At 73.4% G+C, this 24,949-nt stretch carries 16 protein-coding genes; 15 read left to right on the top strand and 1 reads right to left on the bottom strand.

What is annotated here, in order from left to right:
* Positions 1–103 precede the first annotated feature (103 nt).
* Positions 104–1,153: an alpha-lytic protease prodomain-containing protein gene (locus tag O7622_RS14745; RefSeq protein WP_282313875.1), complete on the top strand. Its 1,050-nt coding sequence runs from the start codon at positions 104–106 to the stop codon at positions 1,151–1,153.
* A gap of 59 nt (positions 1,154–1,212) precedes the next feature.
* Here the strand turns inward: O7622_RS14745 and O7622_RS14750 are convergent, their stop codons facing one another.
* Positions 1,213–1,911 (bottom strand): DUF998 domain-containing protein, encoded by a 699-nt coding sequence (locus O7622_RS14750; RefSeq protein ID WP_282313876.1) that lies wholly within the window; start codon positions 1,909–1,911, stop codon positions 1,213–1,215.
* A 149-nt stretch (positions 1,912–2,060) separates the two neighbouring features.
* Between O7622_RS14750 and aspS the strand changes: the two genes are divergently transcribed.
* The 14 genes from aspS (at position 2,061) to O7622_RS14820 (ending at position 24,881) form a co-directional block, all read left to right on the top strand.
* On the top strand, positions 2,061–3,866 hold the full coding sequence (gene aspS / locus O7622_RS14755; RefSeq protein WP_282314145.1) for an aspartate--tRNA ligase: 1,806 nt from the start codon (positions 2,061–2,063) through the stop codon (positions 3,864–3,866).
* Between the two features lie 239 nt (positions 3,867–4,105).
* Complete coding sequence (locus tag O7622_RS14760; protein WP_282313877.1) at positions 4,106–4,729, top strand: helix-turn-helix domain-containing protein; 624 nt, start codon at positions 4,106–4,108, stop codon at positions 4,727–4,729.
* A complete protein-coding gene (locus O7622_RS14765; RefSeq protein WP_282313878.1) occupies positions 4,726–6,072 on the top strand; it encodes an MFS transporter in 1,347 nt (448 codons plus the stop codon). The genes O7622_RS14760 and O7622_RS14765 overlap by 4 nt, the downstream gene beginning before the upstream one ends.
* A gap of 333 nt (positions 6,073–6,405) precedes the next feature.
* Complete coding sequence (locus O7622_RS14770; RefSeq protein WP_013285485.1) at positions 6,406–6,618, top strand: hypothetical protein; 213 nt, start codon at positions 6,406–6,408, stop codon at positions 6,616–6,618.
* Between the two features lie 74 nt (positions 6,619–6,692).
* Positions 6,693–8,183, top strand: coding sequence for a replication-associated recombination protein A (locus O7622_RS14775; protein ID WP_282313879.1), 1,491 nt, complete (start codon positions 6,693–6,695; stop codon positions 8,181–8,183).
* Between the two features lie 2,864 nt (positions 8,184–11,047).
* Positions 11,048–11,665 carry a hypothetical protein gene (locus tag O7622_RS29240; protein ID WP_348774078.1) on the top strand — a complete coding sequence of 206 codons (618 nt, stop codon included), beginning with the start codon at positions 11,048–11,050 and terminating at the stop codon, positions 11,663–11,665.
* Positions 11,666–11,811: 146 nt separating this feature from the next.
* On the top strand, positions 11,812–12,273 hold the full coding sequence (locus O7622_RS14785; protein WP_043324962.1) for a DUF948 domain-containing protein: 462 nt from the start codon (positions 11,812–11,814) through the stop codon (positions 12,271–12,273).
* 32 nt (positions 12,274–12,305) lie between these two features.
* Positions 12,306–12,611 carry a hypothetical protein gene (locus tag O7622_RS14790; RefSeq protein ID WP_030502513.1) on the top strand — a complete coding sequence of 102 codons (306 nt, stop codon included), beginning with the start codon at positions 12,306–12,308 and terminating at the stop codon, positions 12,609–12,611.
* Positions 12,608–15,289 (top strand): alanine--tRNA ligase, encoded by a 2,682-nt coding sequence (gene alaS, locus O7622_RS14795; RefSeq protein ID WP_282313881.1) that lies wholly within the window; start codon positions 12,608–12,610, stop codon positions 15,287–15,289. The genes O7622_RS14790 and alaS overlap by 4 nt, the downstream gene beginning before the upstream one ends.
* Positions 15,290–15,473: 184 nt before the next feature.
* A complete protein-coding gene (gene ruvX, locus O7622_RS14800; protein WP_282313882.1) occupies positions 15,474–15,935 on the top strand; it encodes a Holliday junction resolvase RuvX in 462 nt (153 codons plus the stop codon).
* Entirely contained in the window at positions 15,932–17,134 is a 1,203-nt protein-coding gene (gene mltG, locus O7622_RS14805) for an endolytic transglycosylase MltG (RefSeq protein ID WP_282313883.1), read from the top strand. The genes ruvX and mltG overlap by 4 nt, the downstream gene beginning before the upstream one ends.
* Positions 17,134–17,958 (top strand): shikimate dehydrogenase, encoded by an 825-nt coding sequence (locus O7622_RS14810; RefSeq protein ID WP_282313884.1) that lies wholly within the window; start codon positions 17,134–17,136, stop codon positions 17,956–17,958. Before mltG ends, O7622_RS14810 begins: the two co-directional genes overlap by 1 nt.
* A 263-nt stretch (positions 17,959–18,221) precedes the next feature.
* A complete protein-coding gene (locus O7622_RS14815) occupies positions 18,222–24,350 on the top strand; it encodes an RHS repeat-associated core domain-containing protein (RefSeq protein ID WP_282313885.1) in 6,129 nt (2,042 codons plus the stop codon).
* A gap of 30 nt (positions 24,351–24,380) precedes the next feature.
* Entirely contained in the window at positions 24,381–24,881 is a 501-nt protein-coding gene (locus O7622_RS14820; RefSeq protein WP_282313886.1) for a hypothetical protein, read from the top strand.
* The last annotated feature ends 68 nt before the right edge of the window (positions 24,882–24,949 follow it).

Genomic DNA, 24,949 nt, shown 5'->3' on the forward strand with positions numbered 1-24,949 from the left:
TGTGAATACTTTGGGCACCCGGGCGGTTTCCCCAGGTCGCCCGGGTTGTCCTCGGGCGCGCCCCCATGACAGCGCCCGTTCACCCCCATTCGGAGGTTGTTACATGCGACCCACGAGGTCCACGCTCCGCCGCGCCGCCGCCGTCGCCGTCGCCGGCACCCTGGTCACCGGTTCGCTGCTCGGCGCACCCGCGCAGGCCGCCCCCGCGGCCCTCTCGCCGGACGCCGCCGCCACCCTCGTCGAGAAGCTCGGTGCCCGCGCGGCCGGCACGTACGCCGACGCCAGCGGCAAGATGGTCGTCACGGTGACCGACACCGCGACCGCCCGCCAGGTGCGCGCCGCCGGTGCCGTCCCGAAGATCGTGGCGCGCGGTGCGGACAAGCTCAACGCCGCCACCAGCGAGCTGGAGCGCTCCGCCAAGATTCCCGGTACCGCCTGGTGGACCGACCCGGCCACGAACCAGGTCGTCGTCTCCGTCGACAGCACCGTCACCGGCGCCAAGCTGGAGCGGGTCAAGGCCGCCGCCGCCCGTCACAACGGCGCGATCCGGATCGAGGCCGAGGCCGGCACGCTCAGCACCCGGATCTCCGGCGGCCAGGCCATCTACGCCGGCGGCGGGGGCCGCTGCTCGCTCGGGTTCAACGTCCGTAGCGGCTCGACCTACTACTTCCTCACGGCGGGCCACTGCACCAACATCTCGTCGAGCTGGTACAGCAACTCCGCGCAGACCAGCCTGCTCGGCACCCGGGCCGGCACCAGCTTCCCGGGCAACGACTACGGCATCGTCCGGCACAACAACTCGGCCAACGCGGCCGGCAACGTCTACCTCTACAACGGCAGCTACCGCGACATCACCGGCGCCGGCAACGCCTACGTGGGCCAGAGCGTGCAGCGTTCCGGCAGCACCACCGGCCTGCGCAGCGGCAGCGTCAACGCGCTCAACGCGACCGTGAACTACGCCGAGGGCAGCGTCTCCGGCCTGATTCGGACCAACGTGTGCGCCGAGCCCGGCGACAGCGGCGGCTCGCTCTTCTCGGGCAGCACCGCGCTCGGCCTCACCTCCGGCGGCAGCGGCAACTGCTCCTCCGGCGGCACGACCTACTTCCAGCCGGTCACCGAGGCCCTCAGCCGCTACGGCGTGAGCGTCTTCTGATCCACGCACTCCCACGAACGGGCCGCCGGGTGACCGGCGGCCCGTTCCGCGTACCCACCTCAGGCGCCTGCCCCGAGGCGGCCCGGACCGACCGGCGGGCCGTCCGGGCGGGGCGGGTCCGAGGGCCGGGCCGTCCAGTGCCGGTGGGCCCGCCGCGCCGACAGCACCGCCGCCAGCGGCCAGAGCGTCACCGCGAGCGCCGCCACCCGCTCGGCCAGCCCGGTCCGGGAGCCGCCCGTCACCTCGGCCACCGACCAGCCGAACAACGCCAGCAGGACGGCCGTCACGGCCAGCGCCACCGGCCGGCGGAACGCCCACGGCGGCCGGCCCGCCGGGGAGGCGGCCACCTCGCGCGGCACCCTCCGGGGCAGGCGCAGCGCCGACCCGGCCGGCCAGAGCGCCAGCGCGAGCACCGCCACGGTGGCCACCACCCCGTGCGCCGGGGAGCCACCCACCTGCGGCCGGGGGAACGCGATGAGCGCGACGGTGGACACCCCGCCGACCGCCAGCAGGAAGCGGCTGGGCAGCCCGGCGGCGTGCAGCGCGGCGGCGGTGGCGCAGTAGCAGCAGCCGAGCAGCACCAGCGCGCCGCCCATCAGCCACGGATCGGTGGCGCCCTCGCCGGCCAGCTCGCTGATCGTGTCACGCACCGGGTCGTACCCCGGCCCCTGACGGGCGCCCGCCACCGTCCAGCCCGCCACCAGCAGCGCGGGCGCGGCGGCCGCGGTGACGACGGCCCAGCCCGGTACGGCACGCACCCGGCCACGGTAGACCGCCGGACCCGGCCCGCACGGCGCTTTCGCCACCGCCGGGGCGGACCGGCTCGACGGGTGCCCGGGAGCGGGCCCGCCCGCCCTGACAGAATGCGGGGGAGCAGTGAGTGGACCAGATTGAGGAGACGCCAGCCGTGATCCGTACCCACAATGCCGGAAGCCTGCGCGCCGCGGACGCCGGCTCGACGGTGACGCTCGCCGGGTGGGTGGCCCGCCGGCGCGACCACGGCGGTGTCATCTTCGTCGACCTGCGCGACGCCTCCGGCGTCGTGCAGGTGGTCTTCCGCGAGGAGGACGCGCACGCGCTGCGTAACGAGTTCTGCGTCAAGGTCACCGGCGAGGTGACCCGCCGCCCGGAGGGCAACGAGAACCCGGACCTGCCCACCGGTGAGGTCGAGGTGACAGCGACCGCGCTGGAGGTGCTCTCCGAGGCCGCGCCGCTGCCGCTGCCGGTGGACGACCAGATCGAGGCCGGCGACGACATCCGGCTCAAGTACCGCTACCTGGACCTGCGCCGGGGCGGCCCGGCCAAGGCCATGCGGCTGCGCTCGCGGGCCAACCAGATCGCCCGCGGCGTACTGCACGAGCGGGACTTCCTGGAGATCGAGACGCCGACGCTGACCCGCTCCACCCCGGAGGGCGCCCGCGACTTCCTGGTGCCGGTGCGCCTGCAGCCTGGTAGCTGGTACGCACTGCCGCAGTCGCCGCAGCTGTTCAAGCAGCTGCTGATGGTCGGCGGCATGGAGCGGTACTACCAGATCGCCCGCTGCTACCGCGACGAGGACTTCCGCGCCGACCGGCAGCCGGAGTTCACCCAGCTCGACATCGAGATGTCGTTCGTCACCGAGGACGACGTGATCGACCTCGGCGAGGCGATCGTCTCGGCGCTGTGGAAGGACCTCGCCGGCTACGAGATCACCCGGCCGATCCCGCGGATCACCTGGCACGACGCGATGTCCCGCTACGGCTCGGACAAGCCGGACCTGCGCTACGGCGTGGAGCTGACCGAGCTGACCGACTACCTGCGCGGCACCGGGTTCCGGGTGTTCGCCGGCGCGATCGACGCGGGCGGCTACGTCGGCGCGGTGGTCATGCCCGGCGGCGCGTCGCAGACCCGCAAGGAGCTGGACGGCTGGCAGGACTGGGCCAAGGCGCGCGGCGCGCGCGGCCTGGCGTACGTGGTGCTGGACGCAGAGACCGGCGAGCCGCGCGGCCCGGTGGCGAAGAACCTGTCCGAGGCGCACCTGTCCGGCCTGGCCGACGCGGTCGGCGCGAAGCCCGGCGACGCGGTCTTCTTCGCCGCGAGCACGAACACCCGCGAGGCGCAGGAGCTGCTCGGCGCGGCCCGGATCGAGATCGCCAAGCGGGCGAACCTGGTCGACGAGAGCGCCTGGGCGTTCTGCTGGGTCGTGGACGCGCCGATGTTCGAACGCACGGACGACGGCGGCTGGACCGCCGTGCACCACCCGTTCACCTCGCCGAACGCCGAGTGGGTGGACCGGTTCGAGGAGGCACCGGACCGGGCGCTGGCCTACGCGTACGACATCGTCTGCAACGGCAACGAGATCGGCGGCGGCTCGATCCGTATCCACCGCGGCGACGTGCAGCAACGGGTGTTCGACCTGCTCGGCATCACCGCCGACGAGGCGCAGGACAAGTTCGGCTTCCTGCTGGAGGCGTTCAGGTACGGCGCCCCGCCGCACGGCGGCATCGCGTTCGGCTGGGACCGGGTCTGCATGCTGCTGGCCGGCGCGGACTCGATCCGCGAGGTGATCGCGTTCCCGAAGACCCGCGGCGGCTTCGACCCGCTGACCGGCGCGCCCACCCCGATCACCGGGCAGCAGCGTGCCGAGGCCGGCATCGACGCCAAGCCGAAGGCGGCGGCCGGCCCGCACGCCGGCACCGCCGGCCCGGCCGCGCCGGTGGCCGACCCGACCTGATCCTCGCCTCGCCGAAGGGCCCGCCTCATGATGACGCGGGCCTTTTCGATCTTTGACCGACAGCGCCGCCGTGCGCGAGCTGCTGATCCGGGTACGCCCCGACGCGGTCGTCGCCACCTGCTACCGGTACGACGAGCTGCGGACCCGGCTGCGTGGGATCACCGAGTTGTACGGTTAGTTGCACAGATTCTTTGCAAGCACCTTGTGCATGGAGAGTGTGCACAGATATTGTGCATCTTATGGAGGAGAAGAAGCGGCCCGAGGAACGCGCCGTACGCATCGACCACCGCCAGGTCCGCGCGCTGGCCCAGCCGCTGCGCATGCGGCTGATCGGGGCGCTGCGCGTGGTGGGGCCGTCCACCGCGACCGCCCTGGCCGAGATGCTCGGCACCAACAGCGGCGCGACCAGCTACCACCTGCGTCAGCTCGCCGAGGTCGGCCTCGTGGTCGAGGACCCCGACCTCGGCACCGGGCGGCAGCGCTACTGGCGGGCCGCGCACGACGTCACCAACTGGGAATCAAGCGACTTCGACGACGACCCGGACTCGCGGGCCGCGATCGAGTGGCTGGAGGCGGACTACGTCCGCTTCTTCGCCGGGCACGCCGAACGCTGGTTCGCCCAGCGGCACCAGTGGTCGCCGGCCTGGCGCGACGCGTTCGGCCTGGGCGACTTCTTCATGCGGATCCCGGTCTCCCGGCTCGAAGCGATCAAGGAGGAGGTCTTCGCGCTCTTCGAGCGGCACCGCGACGAGACCGACCCCGACGATCCCGACGCCGAGACGGTCCAGCTCTACCTCGCCGCCCTCCCGATGGACGCGGCGTTCCCGCGGCGCACCCCGCCGTCCACCGAGGAGAAGCCGTGACCGCGCTGTCCGTACGCCAGATCCGGTTCCGCTACCTCACGCTGTACGGCCTGCGCTGGCTGCCCAGCGGCCTGCTCATGCCGGTGATGATCCTGCTGATGCAGGAACGCGGCCTCACGCTGTCGCAGATCGGCCTGGTCGCCACCGCGCAGGGCCTCGTCGTGCTGGCGCTGGAGCTGCCCACCGGCGGCTTCGCCGACGCGCTCGGCCGCAAGCCGGTGCTGGTCGTCGCCTGGGCGATCGGCCTCGGCTCGCTGGCGCTGATGGCGGTGGCCGACTCGTTCTGGATGTTCTTCCTGGTCTGGGCGTTGCAGGGTGTCTACCGGGCACTCGACAGCGGCCCGATGGAATCCTGGTACGTCGACGCCACGCTCGCCGTCGACCCGAAGGCCGAGTACGAGCGCGGCCTCGGCTGGGCCGGCACCGTGATCGGCGTCGCCATCGGCGCGGGCGCGCTGCTCAGCGGCGGCCTGGTCGCGCTCGGCCCGGTCGGTCCGGTCAGCGCGCTGGCCCTGCCGGTGATCGTCGCCGCCGTGCTCCAGGCGGTGTCCATCGTGGCGCTGCTGTCGCTGATGGCCGAGCGACGGCCCGCGTCCGGCCCGGCCGCGCTGCGCGCCTCGGTTGTCGACGCGCCCCGGATGGTCGGGCAGGCCGTCGGGCTGCTGCGCCGCAACCGGGCGCTGGCGGCCCTGGTCGCCGTCGAACTGTTCTGGGGCTTCGGCATGGTCACCTTCGAGTCGCTGCTCCCGGTACGCCTCGCCGAGGTGGTCGGTGACGCCGACCGCGCGGCGGCGCTGCTCGGTCCTGCCGGTTCGGCGGCCTGGCTGGCGAACGCCGCGGGCGCCGCGCTCACCCCGTTCCTGCTGCGCCGCCTCGGCGCCGCCCCGGCCGCCGCGCTGATGCGCATCCTCCAGGGCGTGACTGTGGTCGGCATGGGCCTGCTGGCCGGCCCGGTCGGCATCCTCATCGCGTACCTGGCCTGCTACGCCGTGCACGGCGCGTCGAACCCGCTGCACATGGGACTGCTGCACCGGCAGGTCGACGGCCCGTACCGGACGAGTGTGCTCTCGCTGAACTCGATGGCCGCCCAGCCGGCCGGCGCGCTCGGCGCGGTGACGCTGACCGCGCTGGCCGACGCCACGAGCATCAGCACCGCCATGGTCGTCGGCGCGGTGATGCTCGCCGTGGCCGCGCCGCTCTACCTGCCGGCCTGGCGCGCCGCCCGCCGTACCCGGCACGACGTCACGGTGGAACCGGAGGGGACGGGCGGCGGCCCCGGTCAGACCGGCCCGGCGTCCGAGCCGGCGCCGGTGGTCGTGCCGGCGTCGACGGGCCGCGACTGATCCCCGCCCGCCCGCACGGCAGCGCCGGCCGGCTCGGTGGGACGCGGGGAGATCTTGGTACGCGAGCGCCCCTGCGGGGGCCGTTCCGTACCACGATCTCGGCCCGGGGACGGTGCGTCAGGCGAGCCGGATCGACGTGCGGCGTTCGGTGGCGGCGAGCAGCGTCTCCCGCTCGGTCAGCGACTCGTCGACCGTGATCATCTCGCCAGCCTACGAGCACCCCCGGCCCGTGCCGGAGGTCGGGCCGCTACCCGTTACACGGTGGAGATTGACGAACAGACCGATTGGGTACATCCGTCGCCGACCTGCTGGGAACCCCACCGGAGGAACGACATGCTCGCCATTCTCGCGGCCATCGTGTTCGGCTTCGCGCTGCTGCTCGACTTCATGAACACCGACCTCGGCGCGCCCGATCTGTTCAGTACCACGACGCTCATGCTCATCGGCTTCCTGCTGCTCTCGCTCTACCTGGCCGGGGTCGGCTCCGGCCCGCGCGGCGGCGGTGGCGGCCGGTGGTACCGGGGCCGGCGGCCGGGTCGCGGCTGACCGGAAAAGACCACCCGGGTCGGGGCGGCGGCGCGATTCCGGCGTCGTCGGCCCGGCCCGGTACTGTTCTCGTGATGGAATCGGACGCCCTCTTCACCCTCGGCGAGCCGGCCGGCGCACCCGCGGGCGCGGGCGGCGCCGACGGCTTCACCGACACCCGGGCGGACTCGCCCCTGCCGGTGCGGATGCGGCCGGCCGGCATCGACGAGCTGGTCGGGCAGGAACACCTGCTCGCGCCGGGAGCGCCGCTGCGCCAGCTGGTCGAGGGCGCGGCGCCGATGTCGGTGATCCTCTGGGGGCCGCCGGGCAGCGGCAAGACCACCATCGCCCACCTCGTGGCCCGGGCCACCGACAGGCGGTTCGTGGCGATGTCCGCGCTCACCGCGGGCGTCAAGGACGTCCGCGCCGTGATCGACACCGCCCGGCGGCAACGCCGGTCCGGCGGCCCGCCGACTGTGCTGTTCATCGACGAGGTGCACCGGTTCAGCAAGACCCAGCAGGACTCGCTTCTCGCCGCGGTCGAGGACCGCACGGTCACGCTGCTGGCGGCGACCACCGAGAACCCGTACTTCTCGGTCATCTCGCCCCTGCTGTCGCGCTGCGTGCTGCTCACCCTCCAGGCCCTCGACGACGACGACGTACGCGGCCTGCTGCGCCGCGCGGTAGCCGACGAACGCGGGCTCGGCGGCGCGCTGGTCCTGGCCGAGGAGGCGGAGGACCACCTGGTCCGGCTCGCCGGGGGCGACGTGCGCAAGGCGCTCACCGCGCTGGAGGCGGCGGCGGCCACCGCGACCGCGCTCGGCACCGGCCGGATCGACCTGGCCGTGGCCGAGCAGGCGGTCGACGTGGCGGCGGTGCGCTACGACCGCGACGGCGACGCGCACTACGACGTGACGAGCGCGTTCATCAAGAGCATGCGCGGCTCGGACGTGGATGCGGCACTGCACTGGCTGGCCCGGATGCTGGTGGCCGGGGAGGACGCCCGGTTCGTCGCCCGCCGGCTGGTGATCTTCGCGAGTGAGGACGTCGGCATGGCCGATCCCACAGCGCTGACGGTGGCCACCGCCGCCGCCCACGCCGTCGAGTACGTGGGCCTGCCGGAGGCACAGCTCAACCTGGCCCAGGCGGTCATCCACCTGGCCACCGCGCCGAAGTCGAACTCGGCCACGACAGCGATCGGTGCCGCCGTCGCCGACGTACGCGCGGGCCGTGGCGGCGCGGTGCCGCGCGGGCTGCGCGACGCCCACTACTCCGGCGCACGGGGCCTCGGCCACGGCGCCGGCTACCGCTACCCGCACGACGACCACCGGGGGGTGGTCACCCAGCAGTACGCTCCGGACGACCTCGTCGGAACCGACTACTACCAGCCCAGCGGTCACGGCGCGGAGCGGGCGGTGGCCACCAGGCTGCCGCTGCTGCGCCGGATCGTGCGCGGGCTGCCGGCTCCGGCGACCCGGGCGGAGGCCGGCGCCCCGGCCGCCGTGAACGGGGCCCGGGTGGGGGGCGGCGAGCAGGCCAGCGGGGCGAGTGAGGGCGGCAGCGACGCCGCCGAGGGGGGTCAGTAGTGATGGCGCGTGGTCCGGAGCGACCGGCGGACGGCCCCGACGAGCGGCGCGACCCGCGCGGCAAGGGCCGCCGGTGGGGACGCGGCCGGGCCGAGCCCGAGCTGGACCCGACTGTCGTCGGCGAGGAACTCGGCTGGATCGACGACCTGCGCACCGCCAAGCAGCAGGGCGGCGAACTCGGACCGGACGGGGGCGTGCCCGCGCCGCGGCCCGACGCCGACCCGTCCTGGCCGGACGGCGACCCGTCCCGGCCACCCCGCCCGGCCGCCGCACCGGGGCCGGGCCCCGGCATGCCACCCGCCGGCCGACAGGCTCCGCGGCCCCCGGCGCCGGGCTCCCAGCCGCCCTCGACCGGTCAGCCGGTTCCGCCACCCTCGCCCGCCGGCCGGCCCGGTACTCCGCCGGCAGGCGCGCCGCAGGCTCCCGGCCGGGTCGTTCCGCCGCCGGCCGCCGCGCCGCAGACTCCCGGTCGGGCCGATCCGCCCCCGGCTGCCACGCCGCAGACTCCCGGCCGGCCCCGTCCGGGCGGGCCCGCTCCGGTCGGCCGGACCGACCCGACGCCGCCGCCCGTGACCGGCCGCCCCGGCCCGGCTGCGCCCCCGGCCGCCGGCCGTCCCGGGGGACCGGTGACCGGACGACCCGGTACCGGCCTGCCCCCGGCCCCCGGTCGGCCGGCCATGGACACGCCTCCGCCGCCGGGACGGTCCGGCATGGGCACCGCCCCGCCGTCCGGCCGGCCCGGCGTGGACATGTCCCCGGTCCCCGGGCGTCCGGCCGGGGACGCGCCGCCGGGGGCCCGCCGACCGGTCGTGGACGCGCCCTCCGGCGGTGGCCGTCCCGGCCCGGAGACGCCGCCCGGTGGCGGCCGGCCCGGTCCGCGTCCGCCGGTCATGCGCCGCCCCGACACGCCCGGTCCGGCCGCGCCGCCGGTGCGCTCCGGCGGTCCCGAGACCGGTGCCCCGCGCCGGCCCGGTGACGGCCCCTGGCCGGGCGGCCCCGAAGCCGGCGCCGCTCGCCGCCCCGTCGACGGCCCGTGGCCCGGCGTGCCCGAGGCACCCCGTCCGGCCGATGCGCCGTACCGCCGCCGCGTGGACGGACCCACCGGCCAGCAGCCCCCGGTCGCCGGCACCCGCGTCCCGCCCGCCGCGCCGACGCCCGGGCGGGCACCCGCCGACCCGGGCCGCCCGCCCGTCGACGGCGACAGCCGCGTACCGCCGACGCCCCGCGGCCGGCACGGAGCGGGCCCCGAGGTCCCGCACCAGGCCGATCCGACGATCCCGCCGCCGTCCGGCGGCCGCCGGGCCCGGCCGGACGACACCGCCGGCATCCAGCCGGTCTCCGGTGGTGCCCGCCGGGCGCGCGGCGAGGACACCGACGCCGTCCAGCCCGTTCCGGGGGGACGCCGAGCGCGGCCCGATGACGTTCCGCCCGGCACGCGGCCGGTCTCGGGGGCGGGCCGCCGGACCCGTGCCGACGACGTGCCGCCCGGTAGCCGGCCGGTCTCCGGTGCGGGCCGTCGCGCCGCGCCGGAGGGCGTCGTACCCGGCGGGCCGGCCGGACGAGCCGTTCCGGACTCCGCCCCGGTCTCCGGTGGCGGGCGACGCACCCGGCACGACGAGCCCACCGGCGGCCACCACCGGCCCGCGCCCGGCGGCGGATCCGCAGCGGTGCCCGCTCCGGGCACCGGCCGGCGGGCCGCCCCGGACCGCTCCCCGGCCGTACCGCGCAGCGGAAACGCGCCGGACCTGCCGGGCGCGCCCGTCTCCGGCACTCCGGCGACCGGCTCGACCCCGCCGGCCGGCCACCGCGGCGCGCCCGCCGGTCGCGGTGCCGCACCCGACGTACCCGGCAGTCGGCGGGCCGCGCCCGACGAGCCGGGCGGTACCGGCGTCGGCGCCGGGACACCCGGTCGCCGGGCCGCCCGTGACGACGCCGGTGAACCGCGGCCGCAACGGCCCGACCGGCCCGCCGACTGGCTTCGGCAGGCGGGTCGCACGCCGCACACCGACCCCGCCATGCCGGTCACCCGCCGTTCGGCCGGCCAGCCGTCCGGCCGTTCCGAAGCGCCCGCCGGCCGGGCTGGCGTCGCCGTCCCGCCGGTGCGTCCCGAGCCGGGTACGCCGTCCCGGCGGCCCGGACAGCCCGACCCCGATGTGCCTGCGCGCGCCGAACCGGCGGTCCGCCCCGACCAGTCCGGCCCGGTCGTGCCCCCGGCCCGGCCTCAGCCGTCCGACCCGTCGCCCGGTAGGCCCGGCCCGGCCCGCGGTGCGGCCCGCCCCGGTGTCGCGCCCACTCCCGGCCCGCGTGGCGACCTCGATCGCGCGGGTGGGATTCCGGCCGGCGGTGGCCGTCCCGGTGGTGGCCCAGCCGGTCCGGCCGGCCCCGGTTCCCGTGGTGACGCCGATCGAACGGGTGGGATTCCGGCCGGTGCCGGCCGCCCCGGAGCCGGTCCGGCTGGACCCGGTGGCGACGGGCGCGGGTCGGCACGCCCCGACGACACCCGGCCCGGTGCCGGGCCTCGTCCGCCGGTGGCCCCCGGCGCCCGAGGGCCGGCAGGCGACGGCCCGGTGCCGCCCGGTGCGCCGGTGACCGCCCGCGCGGCGGCCGGCGTGGCCCGCCCGGCCGCGCCGGACGAGCGGACCACCGGACGGGCGACGCCACCCGGGGCGGAGCCGGACCGGCCCGGACCGGGCAACGCGGCGACACCGGCGGCGGCCCGGGCGGCTGTGGTCGTACCCCCGGGGGAGCCCACGGGGCCACGGCCCGCAGCGGGCGGCGCGCCACGGCCCGGCGGTCCCGGACCGGACGACAGCGACGCGGAGGCCGGTGGTCTGCGCGGCGCCCGGTCGGAGCTGCGCCGGCAGATGCGCGAGCGCAGCCGGCTGCGGCTGGGCATCCTCGCCCTGGTCAGCCTCGTGCTGCTCGGTGCGGTGCCGCTCTACTTCGGGATGCGTACGCTCAGCCGCGACCCGGTCTTCGACACCCTCGACGCGCTCGCCGTGCCCGCCTGGGCGCAGAGCAACACGGTCGACAACGTCAGCGGCAGCCGCTGGTGCCTCCAGGACTGCCGCCTGCGTGAACGCTCCGTCGAGTCGGAGCAGGGGTGGAAGGAGACCGTCGCGGTCTACGAGGAGGCGCTGGCCGGGGACGGGTGGCGGCGCTGGACGGTCGACCGTTGCCCGGACGAGAAGGTCCCGGGTAGCTACACCTGCTGGCGCCGGGACGAACTCACGCTCGACCTGTGGGTACGCGACCGCACCTGCACGCCCCCGCCGGTGGACGGGGCGCCCGCGCCGACCGCGCCGGCCGCGCCCGCAGCGGCGGAGTGCACCGGCTCGTTGGTGTCGGTGAAGGTGCGCAACGCGATCGACGACGAGCGCACCGGACCGACCCCGACCACCGATCCGTCACTCACCGGTGAGGATCCGTACCCCACCCTGACCGACGACCCGCTGGGCGAGGCGACCCCCTCACCGTCGTGAGCCGACTTTCATCACGGACGGTAGGGTCTGGGGCTGGCACGCCCGTCCGTGCCCGGTGACCGGGTCGGCGTGGCGCGAAGTGGGTAGGTACGGTCGCGCGTTCCGGGGCGTCGGGTTCCGGGACACTGCTTGAGGAGGACGTGCACGTGAACGGTAGCGAGGTCGCTTGGCTGGTCCTGGCCGGCGCGTTCCTGATGCTGGTGCTCGTGCTGGCGGTGCCGATCCTGCGGCTGCGGCACACCGTGGACGCGACGACCCGCATGATCAACGAGCTCAACGACCGCACCGCGCCGCTGCTCGGCGACGTGAACACCACTGTGAAGAACGTCAACGTGGCCCTGGAGCAGGTGCAGACCTCGCTGGACGGGGTGAACCTCCAGCTCGCCAAGGTGGACACCATGACCAGCCACGCGCAGAACGTCACCGCGAACGTGGCGAACCTGGCCACCGTGGTCTCCGCCGCCGCCGCGAACCCGCTGGTCAAGGTGGCCGCGTTCGGGTACGGCGTGCGCCGGGCCGCCTCCGCCCGCCGGCACGCCGAGACCGAGCGCGAGGTGCGCGACACGATCAAGCAGCAGCGTCGCGCCGCCAAGCGCGGCAACCGCTGACCCCGACCGGCGTACGCGGGAAGGATGAGAACATGAGGCGGTTGTTCTGGCTGGGCATCGGGCTGGCCGTGGGCGTCCTGGTGGTGCGCAAGGCCACCCGGACCGCGCAGGCGTACACCCCGGCCGGCATCGCCAGCGGGCTGTCCGAGTCCGCCGGCGGTCTGGTCGAGTCCGTCCGGGCGTTCGTGGACGACGTCCGGGTCGGCATGGCCGAGCGTGAGCAGGAGATCCACGAGGCCTTCGCCCGCGGCGAGGCGTACGACGACCAGTTCGCCGAGCTGCGGGAGGACCCGCGGATCGGCGACCGAGAGATTTTCCCGGAGGACCACCAGCGATGAAGACGGCGGAGATCAAGCGGCGGTTCCTCGCCCACTTCGAGGCGAACGGGCACATCGTGGTTCCGTCCGCTCCGCTGCCCGCCATCAGCGACCCGAACCTGCTGTTCATCAACGCGGGCATGGTGCAGTTCGTGCCCTACTTCCTGGGCCAGCAGACCCCGCCGTACGCGCGGGCGACGAGCGTGCAGAAGTGCATCCGGACGCCGGACATCGACGAGGTCGGCAAGACCAGCCGGCACGGCACGTTCTTCCAGATGAACGGCAACTTCTCCTTCGGTGACTACTTCAAGTCCGGGGCGATCCCGCTGGCCTGGGACCTGGCCACCAAGCCGGTCGAGGCGGGTGGCTTCGGGCTGGACCCGGAGCGGATCTGGGCCACCGTCTACCTGGACGACGACGAGGCGTACGACATCTGGCGTGCCACCGGCGTGCCGGCCGAGCGGATCGTGCGCCGCGGCAAGGCCGACAACTTCTGGTCGATGGGCATCCCCGGCCCGTGCGGTCCGTGTTCCGAGCTGTACTACGACCGGGGCCCGGCCTACGGCCGCGAGGGTGGCCCGGAGGTCGACGAGGACCGCTACCTGGAGTTCTGGAACCTCGTCTTCATGCAGTTCGAGCGCGGTCCGGGGGTCGGCAAGGAGGACTTCCCGATCCTCGGCGACCTGCCGGCGAAGAACATCGACACCGGCATGGGCCTGGAGCGGATGGCCTCGCTGCTGCAGGGCGTGGACAACCTCTACGAGATCGACGAGGTCAAGCCGATCCTCGACAAGGCCGCCGAGCTGACCGGCAAGCGCTACGGCGTGCACTCCGGTCACGCGGCCAACGAGTCGCACCCGGACGACGTACGGCTGCGGGTGATCGCCGACCACGTGCGCACCTCGCTGATGCTCATCGGCGACGGGGTGACCCCGTCGAACGAGGGCCGGGGTTACGTGCTGCGGCGGATCATGCGCCGGGCGATCCGGGCGGTGCGGCTGCTCGGCTACCAGGACCGGGCGCTGCCGGAGCTGCTGCCGGTGGCCCGCGACTGCATGGCGCCGTCGTACCCGGAGCTGGCCGAGGACTTCGGGCGGATCTCCCAGTACGCGTACGCCGAGGAGGACGCCTTCCTGGCCACGCTGCGCGCCGGCACCACGATCCTGGACACCGCCATCGCCGAGACCAAGTCGGCCGGCAAGGCGGCGCTCTCCGGCGACAAGGCGTTCCAGCTGCACGACACGTACGGCTTCCCGATCGACCTGACCCTGGAGATCGCCGCCGAGCAGGGGTTGCAGGTCGACGCGGAGGGCTTCCGCCGGCTGATGGCCGACCAGCGCAGCCGGGCCAAGGCCGACGCGCAGGCGCGCAAGACCGGGCACACCGACGTGTCGGCGTACCGGTCGGTGCTCGACGGCGGCGGGCCGGTGGAGTTCACCGGCTACACCGAGCTGAGCCGGGAGTCGCGGGTACGCGCGCTGCTGTCCGGCGGCGCCGCGATCTCCGCGGCGGTCGAGGGCGACACGGTCGAGCTGGTGCTCGACACCACCCCGTTCTACGCCGAGGGTGGCGGTCAGCAGCCCGACCAGGGGCTCATCACTGTCGGCGGCGGCCAGGTCGAGGTCTTCGACGTGCAGCAGCCGGTGCCCGGCCTGATCGTGCACCGGGCCAAGGTGGTGCGCGGCGAGGTGCGTTCCGGGGAGACCGGGTACGCCGAGATCGACGTGTCCCGCCGCCGGGCGATCTCCCGCTCGCACACCGCCACGCACCTGGTGCACCAGACGATGCGCAACTTCCTCGGCGAGTCGGCGACCCAGGCGGGTTCGCTGAACGCGCCGGGCCGGCTGCGGTTCGACTTCAACACGCCGACCGGTGTGGCGCCGAGTGTGCTGCACGACGTCGAGCAGCAGGTCAACGAGGTGTTGCTGGCCGACCTGGAGGTGCACGCGTTCGTCACCAGCCAGGAGGAGGCCCGCCGGATCGGGGCGATGGCCCTGTTCGGCGAGAAGTACGGCGAGCGGGTCCGGGTCGTCGAGGTCGGCGACTACGCCCGCGAGCTGTGCGGCGGCACGCACGTGGCCCGCTCCGCCCAGCTCGGCCTGGTGAAGATCCTCTCGGAGGCTTCCGTGGGTTCCGGCGTCCGCCGGATCGAGGCGCTCGTCGGCATGGACGCGTTCGGCTTCCTGGCCCGCGAGCACCTGCTGGTGTCCCGGCTGGCCGAGCTGTTCCGGGTGCCGGGGGAGCAGGTCGCCGACCGGGTGGAGCAGACCGTCACCCAGCTGCGCGACGCGGAGAAGGAGCTGGAGAAGCTGCGCGCCCAGCTCGTGCTCGGCGGGGCCGGCGCCCTGGCGGCGCAGGCGAAGGACGTGCGCGGCGTCGCGTACGTCGGCACCGAGGCACCGGAGGGCGCGGCGGCGAACGACGTGCGCACCCTCGCCCAGGAGATCCGGGGCCGGATCGACGCGGCCCGCCCGGCTGTGGTCGCGGTGGCCGCCCGTTCCAACGGCAAGGCGTCGCTCGTGGTGGCCGTCAACCAGGCCGCCCGGGGGCGGAACCTGAGCGCGAAGAACCTGGTCAAGGCGGCGTTCTCCGGCCGGGGCGGCGGCAGCGACGACCTGGCCCAGGGCGGCGGCCTGCCCGCGACGGAGGCGCCGAACCTGCTGGTCACCGTCGAGCGGGCGGTCGCCGAGGCGGCATGAGCGAACGCACCGAGCGGAGCGAGGGCCGTGAGGGCATGCCCAGCCGGCACGGCATGAGCGAACGCACCGAGCGGAGCGAGGGCCGTGGGGGCATGCCCAGCCGGCACGGCACGAGCGCACGGATGTACGCCAGGGCGGACCACCCGGTCCGCCCTGGCCCGTTCCGGCGGGGAGGTGTCCGCCCGTGACCGAGCTGTCCCGTGGCGTCCGGCTGGGTGTCGACGTCGGCCAGGTCCGGGTGGGGGTGGCCCGCTGTGATCCGCACGGCATCCTCGCCACGCCCCTGGTGACGCTGGCCCGTGACCTGACCGCGGAACCGGACGCGGTGCCCGGCGACATGGCCGAGCTGGTCCGGCTCGCCGCCGAGCACGAGGCGGTGGGGATCGTGGTCGGGCTGCCTGTCAACCTCGCCGGAAAGCACGGCCCTGCGGCGGTGAACGTATCAGCATATGCCAGCCGATTGGCTGATGTGATGAGGCCGATTCCGGTGACGCTGACGGACGAGAGGATGTCTACCGTCGTCGCGAGTCGTAGGCTGGCCGAACGGGGCGTCCGGGGAAAGCGTCAACGAGCGGTGGTCGACCAGGCCGCCGCGGTGGAGATTCTGCAGAGCTGGCTGGACGCACAGCGGAGGCGGACGCAATGATCGACGATCTTGATCTGGGGTTCGACGAGCCGGACAGGGGGGAGAAGGGCCGGCACCGGCGCGGCGCGGTGCGCCGACGCCAGGGCAAGTCCGGCGGCAGCCGGGGCAAGACCCTTCTCGCACTCGCGCTCGCGCTGGTCCTGCTGGGCGGCATCGGCGGCGGCGCGTTCTACGGCTTCGACCGGGTCCAGAACTACTTCGTCACACCCGACTACGACGGCTCCGGCACCGGCGAGGTGACAGTCGAGATCAAGCAGGGCGCGCTGATCGCGGACATGGCCGACGCGCTCGTCGCGGCCGACGTGGTGAAGAGCACCAAGGCGTTCATCGAGGCCGCCGAGGAGAACTCGCGCAGCAAGAACATCCAGCCCGGCACGTACAAGCTGCGCAAGCAGATGAGCGGTGACGCGGCGGTCGCGGCGATGCTGGACCTCAAGAACAAGATCGTCAACGGGATCACCATCCCCGAGGGCCTCACCGCGAAGACGGTCTACAAGCGGCTCTCCGAGAAGACCGACATCCCGGTCAAGGACTTCGAGGCGGCGGCGAAGGACCCGGAGGCGCTCGGCGTACCGGACTGGTGGTTCAAGCGCTCCGACGGCAAGAAGGTCAACCCGTCGATCGAGGGCTTCCTCTTCCCGGACACCTACGAGATCCCGCCGAAGGCCACCGCCGAGACGGTGCTCAAGCTGATGGTGGACAACTTCCTCACCGTCACCTCCGGCATGCAGTACGCGGAGAAGGTGCAGAAGGACCGCGGCGGCATCACCCCGTACGAGGCGCTGATCGTCGCCTCGCTCGCGCAGGCCGAGGCCGGCAACAAGGCCGACCTGGGCAAGGTCGCCCAGGTCGCCTACAACCGGGTCTACAAGGGCAACTTCGACTGCGGCTGCCTGGAGATGGACGTCACGGTCAACTACTACCTGGAGCTGACCGGGCAGAAGACCAAGACGTCGAAGGAGATGACCGCCGCGGAACTGGACAACCCGAAGAACCCGTACAACCGCAAGCTGCGCGGCCTCATCCCCACCCCGATCAACAACCCGGGTAAGGACGCCCTGCAGGGCGCGCTGAGCCCGCCGCCGGGCAAGTGGCTCTTCTTCGTGGCGATCAGCAGGGACGGCCGGTCCGCGTTCGCCGAGACCTACGCCGAGCACAAGCGCAACGAGCAGAAGGCCAAGGAGGCGGGGATCATCTGATGGCCGATCCCCGCCGCGCCGCGGTGGTCGGCAGGCCGATCGCCCACTCGCTCTCCCCGGTGATCCACACCGCCGGGTACGCGGCGGCCGGGCTGACCGGCTGGTCGTACACCCGGATCGAAGCCGGCGCCGACGAGCTGCCCGGCCTGGTCGCGGGCCTCGGCCCCGAGTGGGCCGGGCTGTCGGTGACCATGCCGGGCAAGGAGGCGGCGCTCGCGCTGGCCGGCGAGGTCTCGCCGGTCGCCGCCGCGGTCGGCGCCGCCAACACGCTGGTACGCCGGCCAGACGGCACCTGGTACGCGGACAACACCGACGTCACCGGCATGGTCGAGGTGCTCGCCGGCGCCGGCTGCGTGGCCGGGGCGGTCGTCACCGTGCTCGGCGCGGGTGGCACCGCCCGGGCCGCGATCGCGGCGGCGGCCCGGATCGGGGCGGCCGAGGTGACCGTGGTGGCCCGCGGCCCGGAGGCGGTCGACGCGCTACGTCCGGTCGCGGCGGCTGCAGGCGTGCCGCTCGTCGGCGCCGAGTGGGACGGCGCACCCGCCCACGCCCGCGCCGACGTGGTGATCTCCACAGTGCCCAAGGGCGTCGCCGACCCGCTCGCCGACAACTTCGACTGGCGGCCGGAGTCGGTCTTCTTCGACGTGCTCTACGACCCCTGGCCCACGCCGCTCGCGGCGGCGGCGCTCGCCGCCGGGTGCCGGGTGGTCTCCGGGCTGGACCTGCTGCTGGCCCAGGCGGTCGGCCAGTTCGAGCGGTTCACCGGCGTCGCGGCTCCGGTGGAGGCGATGCGCGCGGCGTTGGCGACCGGCCGTCGCCACTGAGCCTTCCGGCTCCGGCAGGTTCACGGATCGTGATCACCGCGTCCGGCTATCGAGAGTTCCGGCTGGTCGGAGGCATCGATCCACGTCATCCCACGGTGACGGAAAATCATGATTGACGTTGATCTCTTACCGACCGTAGCGTTCCCCCCACTATCAGCCCTAGTTCACGGGGGAGGGCCCTGGTGGCTCCTGCGCGCGCGCGAAAAGTCCTACACCTGTCCATATTGGATAGAACACTCAGATCCCGGTGGGGAAGGACGGGGGTGGCCGCCCTCGCTGCCACCATGGCGATGACGCTCTCCGACGTTCCGCTCCGGCAGGCGGAGGCGGCGCCCAAGCCCAAACCGGCCGAGGTCCTGGAGCGCCCAGACGAGATGGCGGCGCTGGTCACCGCACGGATGACGGGCCGAGACGTCCGCATCACCGGCATGACCACCGAGTCCGCCGAGTACGTCGCCCATCCCGACGGGCGCATTCAGGCGACCGTCCACGCCGGCCCGGTTCGGATGCGGCAGAACCAGAAGTGGGTGCCGATCGACCTCAGGCTGCAACCCGCCGCCGACGGCTCCGTACAGGCGGTGGCGCATCCGCTGGACCTGCGAATCTCCGGCAAGCGCTCCGGTGCGGGCGAACTCGCCGCGGTCGGTACCGGCGACGGCCGGTTCGCTCTCGGCTGGCCCGGCGCCCTGCCGACGCCCGTCCTCGACCAGAACCGCGCCACCTACCCGGAGATCGCGCCCGGGATCGACCTCGTGGTCGAGGCGACCCGGACCGGCTTCTCCCAGTACCTCACCGTCAAGAGCCGGGACGCGGTGGACCGGCTGCCCTCGCTCGCGCTGCCGCTGACCGGCAAGGGGCTGGCCTCGTTCACGCAGGACTCGGCCGGTGGCCTGACGCTGCGCAACGCCAAGGGCAAGCCGCTGGCCACCGTCCCGGCCCCGCAGATGTGGGACGCCCGTCGCGCCCCCGGCTCGGCGGAGCCGACCCGGCGCACCATGGTCCGCACCAAGGCGGAACGGCAGGCGGCGGCGAACCGTGGCGCGGCCGCGAACGGGCTCACCATGCGGTTGCAGCCGGACCTGGCCTGGCTGAAGGACCCGGCCACCCAGTACCCGGTCACCATCGACCCGCAGATCAACCCGCTCTACACCTCCTTCGACACGTACGTGAAGGAGGGCGACAACGTCGACCGCGGCGGGGCGAACGACCTTCAGATCGGCCTGCTCGCGGGATCGCCCAACGTCAAGTCCCGGGCGTTCGTGCACTGGCCGGTCTCCGCGCTCGCCGGCAAGCAGATCACTGCGGCGACCGTCTACTTCTGGAACTTCTGGTCCCACACCTGCACCGCCACCTCCTGGGAGATCTGGAGCACCGGTGCGGCCTCCTCGGCCACGCGCTGGGGCACCCAGCCGGCCTGGGTCCAGAAGGAGGCGACCTCCACCCAGACCAAGGGCTTCTCCTCGGCCTGTAACGACGGCTGGGTGAGCATCAGCGGCACCAGCTTCTTCCAGCGGGCCGCCACGGCCGGGCAGTCGACCGCCTACATGGGCGTGCGCGGCACCGACGAGACGACGACCAACAGCTTCAAGCAGTTCCGCTCCCGCAACGCGGCCGACAGCAGCCAGGTTCCGTACGCGGTCGTCACGTACAACTCGTACCCGACAGTCGGAACCCGCTCCACGGTCCCGTCGACCGCCTGCGTCACCGGCACCTCTCGGCCGACCGTCAACACCGCCACCCCCCAGCTCAAGTCGGTCGTCTCCGACGGCGAGGGCTCGACCGTGAAGGCCGAGATGGAGTGGTGGACGCTGACCGGCACCACCAAGCTGGGCAGCACGGTCACCGCCACCGGCGCCTCCGGGAGCACCTTCACCGCCACCGTGCCGGCCGGTGTGATGACGAACGGCTCGTCGTACAAGTGGCGGGTCCGCGGCAACGACGGCAGCGTCAACGGCAACTGGTCGTCGTTCTGTGAGTTCACTGTGGACACCTCCATCGGCGCACCGCCGATCGTCAGCTCCACCACCTACCCGGAGAACGCGTGGGGCGGCGACGCGAACGTCGCCGGCAACTTCACCTTTGACCCGAACGGTGTCGCCGACGCCGCGGCCTACGAGTACAGCCTCGACGTGTCGCCGCCCAACAAGGTGGTGAACGCCCCGGCCCCGGGCGCTGCGGCGACCGTGAGCATCAAGCCGCTCACGCCGGGCTGGCACAACGTCTGGGTGCGGACCCGGGACTCGGCCGGCAACGTCACCGCGCTGCGTGGTTACCCGTTCAAGGTCGGCTCCGGCGCCCAGGACTCGCCGAAGGCCGGCGACGTCAGCGGTGCCAAGGTCGCGCTCGGCTCGACCGCCGCGCCGTCCTTCGCCGACGTCACCTATCAGTGGCGGCGGGCCGGCTCGGACGGCTGGGTCACCATCCCGGCGGGGCACGTCACCTACGCCGTCGGTGGCGGTCCGGTCACCTGGCCGGTCACGCTCGCCAGTGGCATCGCGCCCAAGCTGAACTGGGACGTCGCCGCCACGCTCGCCTCGGTGGACGCGGCCGGCATCCCGCGTGACGGGCCCGTCCAGGTCCGGCCGTTCTTCAACCAGAGCAACTACGGGGCACCGGCGGACCAGGTCAAGTTCACCTTCGACCGCGACCTCGCCTCCGCCGCCGCAGCCGAGGTGGGCCCCGGCTCGGTCAACCTGATCACCGGCAACTACCAGATCACCACCTCCGACGTCGCGGCCGGCGGCCTGGCCGTCTCCCGTACGCTCAACAGCCGCCAGCCCGGCGGCCTCGACCCGCTCTTCGGGCCGGGCTGGGTGTCCGGCCTGGTGGTGTCCGACGCGGAAGCGCCGTACACCCGGCTGACCACCCACGGCAGCCTCGTGCAGGTCCACCTGCCGGACGACTCGTCCATCGGCTTCACGAAGGTCGACGGTGCCGGCGTCAACTACGAGCCGCAGGTCGGCGCGGAGTCCTTCAAGCTGACGTTCGCCTCGGCCACGAGCACCTTCACCCTCTCCGACGACAAGGGGAACGTGGTCACGTTCACCCGGACCGCGACGGACCCGGCGAACGTCTACACCCCCACCGCGGTCACGCCGCCGGGCTCGGGCAACGCCACCACCTACTCCTGGGAGAAGGTGACGCTGGGGACCAGCGACGTCATGCGGCCGACGCGCCTGCTCGCCCCGGTGCCGGCCGGCGTCAACTGCGCCACGCTGGTCCGCGGCTGCCAGGCCCTGACCTTCACCTACGCCACCACGACCACTGCCACCGGGCTCGGCGACGGCCAGTGGGGTGACTACCTCGGCCGGGTGAAGCAGATCTCCTACACCGCCTGGGATCCGGACCTCGCCACCCCGGCGATGCGGACCGTCGTGCTGGCCCGGTACACCTACGACAACAGCGGCCGGCTGCGGAGCTTCTCGGACCCGCGGCTGGACTACACCGACGGCACCGGTTCACACTCGCTGCGCACCGTGTACTTCTACGACTCGAACGGCATCATCGTCTCGCTGACCCCGCCGGCTCAGCAGCCGTGGCAGTTCTCGTACACCACGACGCCGAGCGACCCGGGCAAGGGCCGCCTGTACAAGGTCACCCGGTCGGCGTTGACAGCGGGAACCTCCGTGGAGACTGTCGTCTACCGGGTGCCGACGTCCGGCTCGGGCGCGCCGTACGACCTGTCCGGCACGCAGACCGCCCGGTGGGCGCAGAGCGAGCCGCCCACCGACGCCACCGCTGTCTTCCCGGCTGTACATGTGCCGACCGGTGACCCGGCGACCGGCACGCTGCCGGGCTCCTACGACCGGGCGACTGTCATATACCTGGACGCGAACGCCCGCATGGTGAACGTGGCCGAGCCGAACGGGCAGATCACGAGCACGTCGTACGACCAGTACGGCAACGTCGTGCAGGAACTGTCCCCGGGCAACCGCCGGCGGGCGCTGGACGCGTCACCCGGCGACGCCGCCGGCGCCGAGGCGCAGATCGCGGCGAGACTCGCCAGCGTCAGCGTCTACTCCACCGACGGGCAGCGGTTGCTGGAGACCTTCGGCCCGGAACACGACGTGATGCTCGCCTCCGGCACGGTCGTACGCGGCCGGCAGCACACCCGGCGCACCTACGACGAAGGGGCGCCGAGCACCGGTGGGCCGTTCGGCCTGCTGACCACCGAGCGGGTATCGGTCAGTTACGTGAACGCCGGCCAGACCGTGGACGCGGACGACCGCACGACGACCACTGAGTACGACTGGACCCTGCGTCAACCGGTCAAGTCGACTGTCGACCCGGGCGACCTGGATCTCGTCACGCGCACCGGCTACGACGCTCAAGGCCGCGTGATCAGCACCACGACCCCGGCCGGCGGCAGCGCGGACACCACCCCGGCGACCCGGCTCGTCGTCTACTACACGGCGGCGGCCAACAGCACCCACACCGAGTGCGGCAACCGGCCGGAGTGGCACGGCCAGGTCTGCCGTACCCAGACCGGCGGCCAGCCGGAGAGCGGCCCGGAGGTGCCGGTCACGGTCACCACCTACGACATGTACGGGCAGTCGCGCGTGCAGTCGACGAAGACCGGATCGGGTGAGCTGCGGCGGACGGAGATCACCTACGACGCCGCCGGCCGCCAGCGGGAGAACGCGGTGACCGCCGCGGGTCTGGGCACTGCCCTGGAGAAGCGGCGCACCGTGTACGACCAGGCCAGCGGGCAGGCCGTGCGGACCCAGACGGTGAACGCGTCCGGCGCGGTGACGGCGCAGGTGATCCGGGCGTACGACAGCCTGGGCCGGATGACGTCGTACACCGACACCGACGGCACCATCACCACCAGCACCTTCGACATCGCCGGCCGACCGGCCACGGTGAACGACGGCAAGGGCACCCGCACCTACACCTTCGACGGCGGCAGCGAGCGACGTGGCCTGCCGACGTCGGTGGCGGACAGCCAGGCCGGCACCTTCACCAGCACCTACGACCACGACGGGAACCCGGTCAGCCAGACCTGGCCGAACGGGCTCGTGGTCGGCCACACCACCGACGAGACCGGCGCGGCCAGCGGCATCACCTACACCAAGCCGGGCTGCGGCCAGGCCGACTGCACCCTCTACACCGAAACCGCCATCTCCAGCGTCCACAACCAATGGCGCAGCCGGACCTCGACCCTGTCCGCGCAGACCTACACCTACGACGGCGGCGCCCGGCTCACCGGCGTGGCGGACACCGTGGCCGGACAGTGCACCACCCGGAAGTACGAGTTCGACGCCGCCACCAACCGCACCAACCAGGTGACGTACGGGCCAGGGGCGGGCGGCGCGTGCCAGGCGACCACTGTCGGCACCGCCCGGGAGTGGAGCTACGACAGCGCCGACCGCACCAGCGGTGCCGGCTACACCTATGACGCCCTGGGTCGAACGCTGACCGTGCCGGCCGCCGATTCCGCTGTCGCCGGCGGTGCCGGCAGCACGATGGCCTACCACGTCAACGACATGGTGCGCAGCATCACCAAGGGAACGCGCACCGCCACCTACACGCTGGACGTCATGTCCTCCCGGATCCGCTCCTGGACGGACACGGGTGACAGCCTCACCAGGATCAACCACTACAGCACCGACGGGGACAGCCCGAGCTGGACCGACGAGGGCGGCGGTAACCACTCCCGTGCCATCGGCGGACTGGCCGGGATCGCCGGCCTGTTCACGAACTCCACCGGTGTGGCGTGGCGGATCACCAACCTGCACGGTGACCTCGTCGCCGGAATGACCGAGACCGGCGCGGGACTGGCCTACACCAGCGAGTACGACGAGCACGGCAACGCCCGCAATCCCGGCGACGCCGGCACCCGGCGTTACGGCTGGCTCGGCAGTCACCAGCGTGCCGCCGACACCCCCGACGGCTCGATCCTGATGGGCTCCCGGCTCTACAACCCCGGCACCAGTCGTTTCCTGTCCACCGACTCCGTCTACGGCGGCAACGCCAACCCGTACGAGTACGCCACCGGTGACGCGGTGAACAAGGACGACCTCTCCGGGAACCTCTCGTGCTGGCGCACCAGTCTCAGCAAGCGCAAGTGGTACTACTGGTGGGGCACGTGGGGCGGGTACCGCGTCGACTGGCGGTTCCAGTGCTACATCTCGAACTGGGACGTGAAGTTCCTGACCAGGTGGGGCTTCGCGTACGCCATCATCGGCGCTATCGCGGGCGTCTTCTATCCCCCGGCGGGTGCGGCGTTCGCCGTCGCGGCCGGTGCCATCGCCTGGATCGTGTGGGAGTACTACGAGGCGTGCACCCGGCGTCGCGGGGCCTACATGAGGGGTTACTTCCGCTGGTGGGTGAACCGGAGCTGGAAATTCCAGCACGGTTACGGTTGGCTCACCTCCAAGTACTGTGCCTAGGCCAGGCGCGGATTCCGGAGAGGCAGGCAGATGGACGCGGTAGTGGATGTGTGGTTGGCCGGCCCTACGGCCGGGCAGTTGACGCCTCCGCCACTGTCACTCACCGACGGCAGTGAAACGTTCGCCACCGTGCGCGCCTGCTCGGTGCGGCGGTTCGGACCGGGCCGGGCGGCGGTCAGCCTTCCGGTCGACGCGGCAACCGGAAGGCGGCTCGCCCTGACCTGCCGGATGGAGGCGATGTGGAGGCGTGCGGTGTTTCCGGCGGTTCTCGTCGCGGAGGTCGTGCTCGTCGTCCTGTTCGTCGTCGACGACGTGCGCGACGACGCGCGGAACGCGAGTCTGCTGCTGCTGGTCGCGGTCGGTCTGGCGGTCGCGGTGCTTGCCGGACGGATGGTGCTGAATCTGCTGCGTTCACGGCATCATCCGGAAGAGGTGAAGGGCGACGTCTACATTCGTGGCGTCGACCGCCGGACGGCCGAGATCTGGGCCGGCCTCAATCCGGCGGGCGCCGTGAAGGTTGTCGACAGGTAGCAACCTGACTTGTCCGGCAGACGAGACAGCCCTGGGTGGGTGCCGCAGCGGCGCTCACCCAGGGCGTG

This window comes from Micromonospora sp. WMMD1076 (assembly GCF_029581475.1).
Classification (GTDB): Bacteria; Actinomycetota; Actinomycetes; order Mycobacteriales; family Micromonosporaceae; genus Micromonospora; species Micromonospora aurantiaca.

Excerpts from the sequence above, each read along its gene's own strand:
- O7622_RS14745 (WP_282313875.1), top strand. The coding sequence starts at position 104 with ATGCGACCCACGAGGTCCACGCTCCGCCGCGCCGCCGCCGTCGCCGTC.
- O7622_RS14810 (WP_282313884.1), top strand. The coding sequence starts at position 17,134 with ATGGCCGATCCCCGCCGCGCCGCGGTGGTCGGCAGGCCGATCGCCCAC.
- O7622_RS14790 (WP_030502513.1), top strand. The coding sequence starts at position 12,306 with ATGAGGCGGTTGTTCTGGCTGGGCATCGGGCTGGCCGTGGGCGTCCTG.
- mltG (WP_282313883.1), top strand. The coding sequence starts at position 15,932 with ATGATCGACGATCTTGATCTGGGGTTCGACGAGCCGGACAGGGGGGAG.
- O7622_RS14775 (WP_282313879.1), top strand. The coding sequence starts at position 6,693 with ATGGAATCGGACGCCCTCTTCACCCTCGGCGAGCCGGCCGGCGCACCC.
- O7622_RS14820 (WP_282313886.1), top strand. The coding sequence starts at position 24,381 with ATGGACGCGGTAGTGGATGTGTGGTTGGCCGGCCCTACGGCCGGGCAG.
- O7622_RS14770 (WP_013285485.1), top strand. The coding sequence starts at position 6,406 with ATGCTCGCCATTCTCGCGGCCATCGTGTTCGGCTTCGCGCTGCTGCTC.
- O7622_RS29240 (WP_348774078.1), top strand. The coding sequence starts at position 11,048 with ATGCGCGAGCGCAGCCGGCTGCGGCTGGGCATCCTCGCCCTGGTCAGC.
- O7622_RS14760 (WP_282313877.1), top strand. The coding sequence starts at position 4,106 with ATGGAGGAGAAGAAGCGGCCCGAGGAACGCGCCGTACGCATCGACCAC.
- alaS (WP_282313881.1), top strand. The coding sequence starts at position 12,608 with ATGAAGACGGCGGAGATCAAGCGGCGGTTCCTCGCCCACTTCGAGGCG.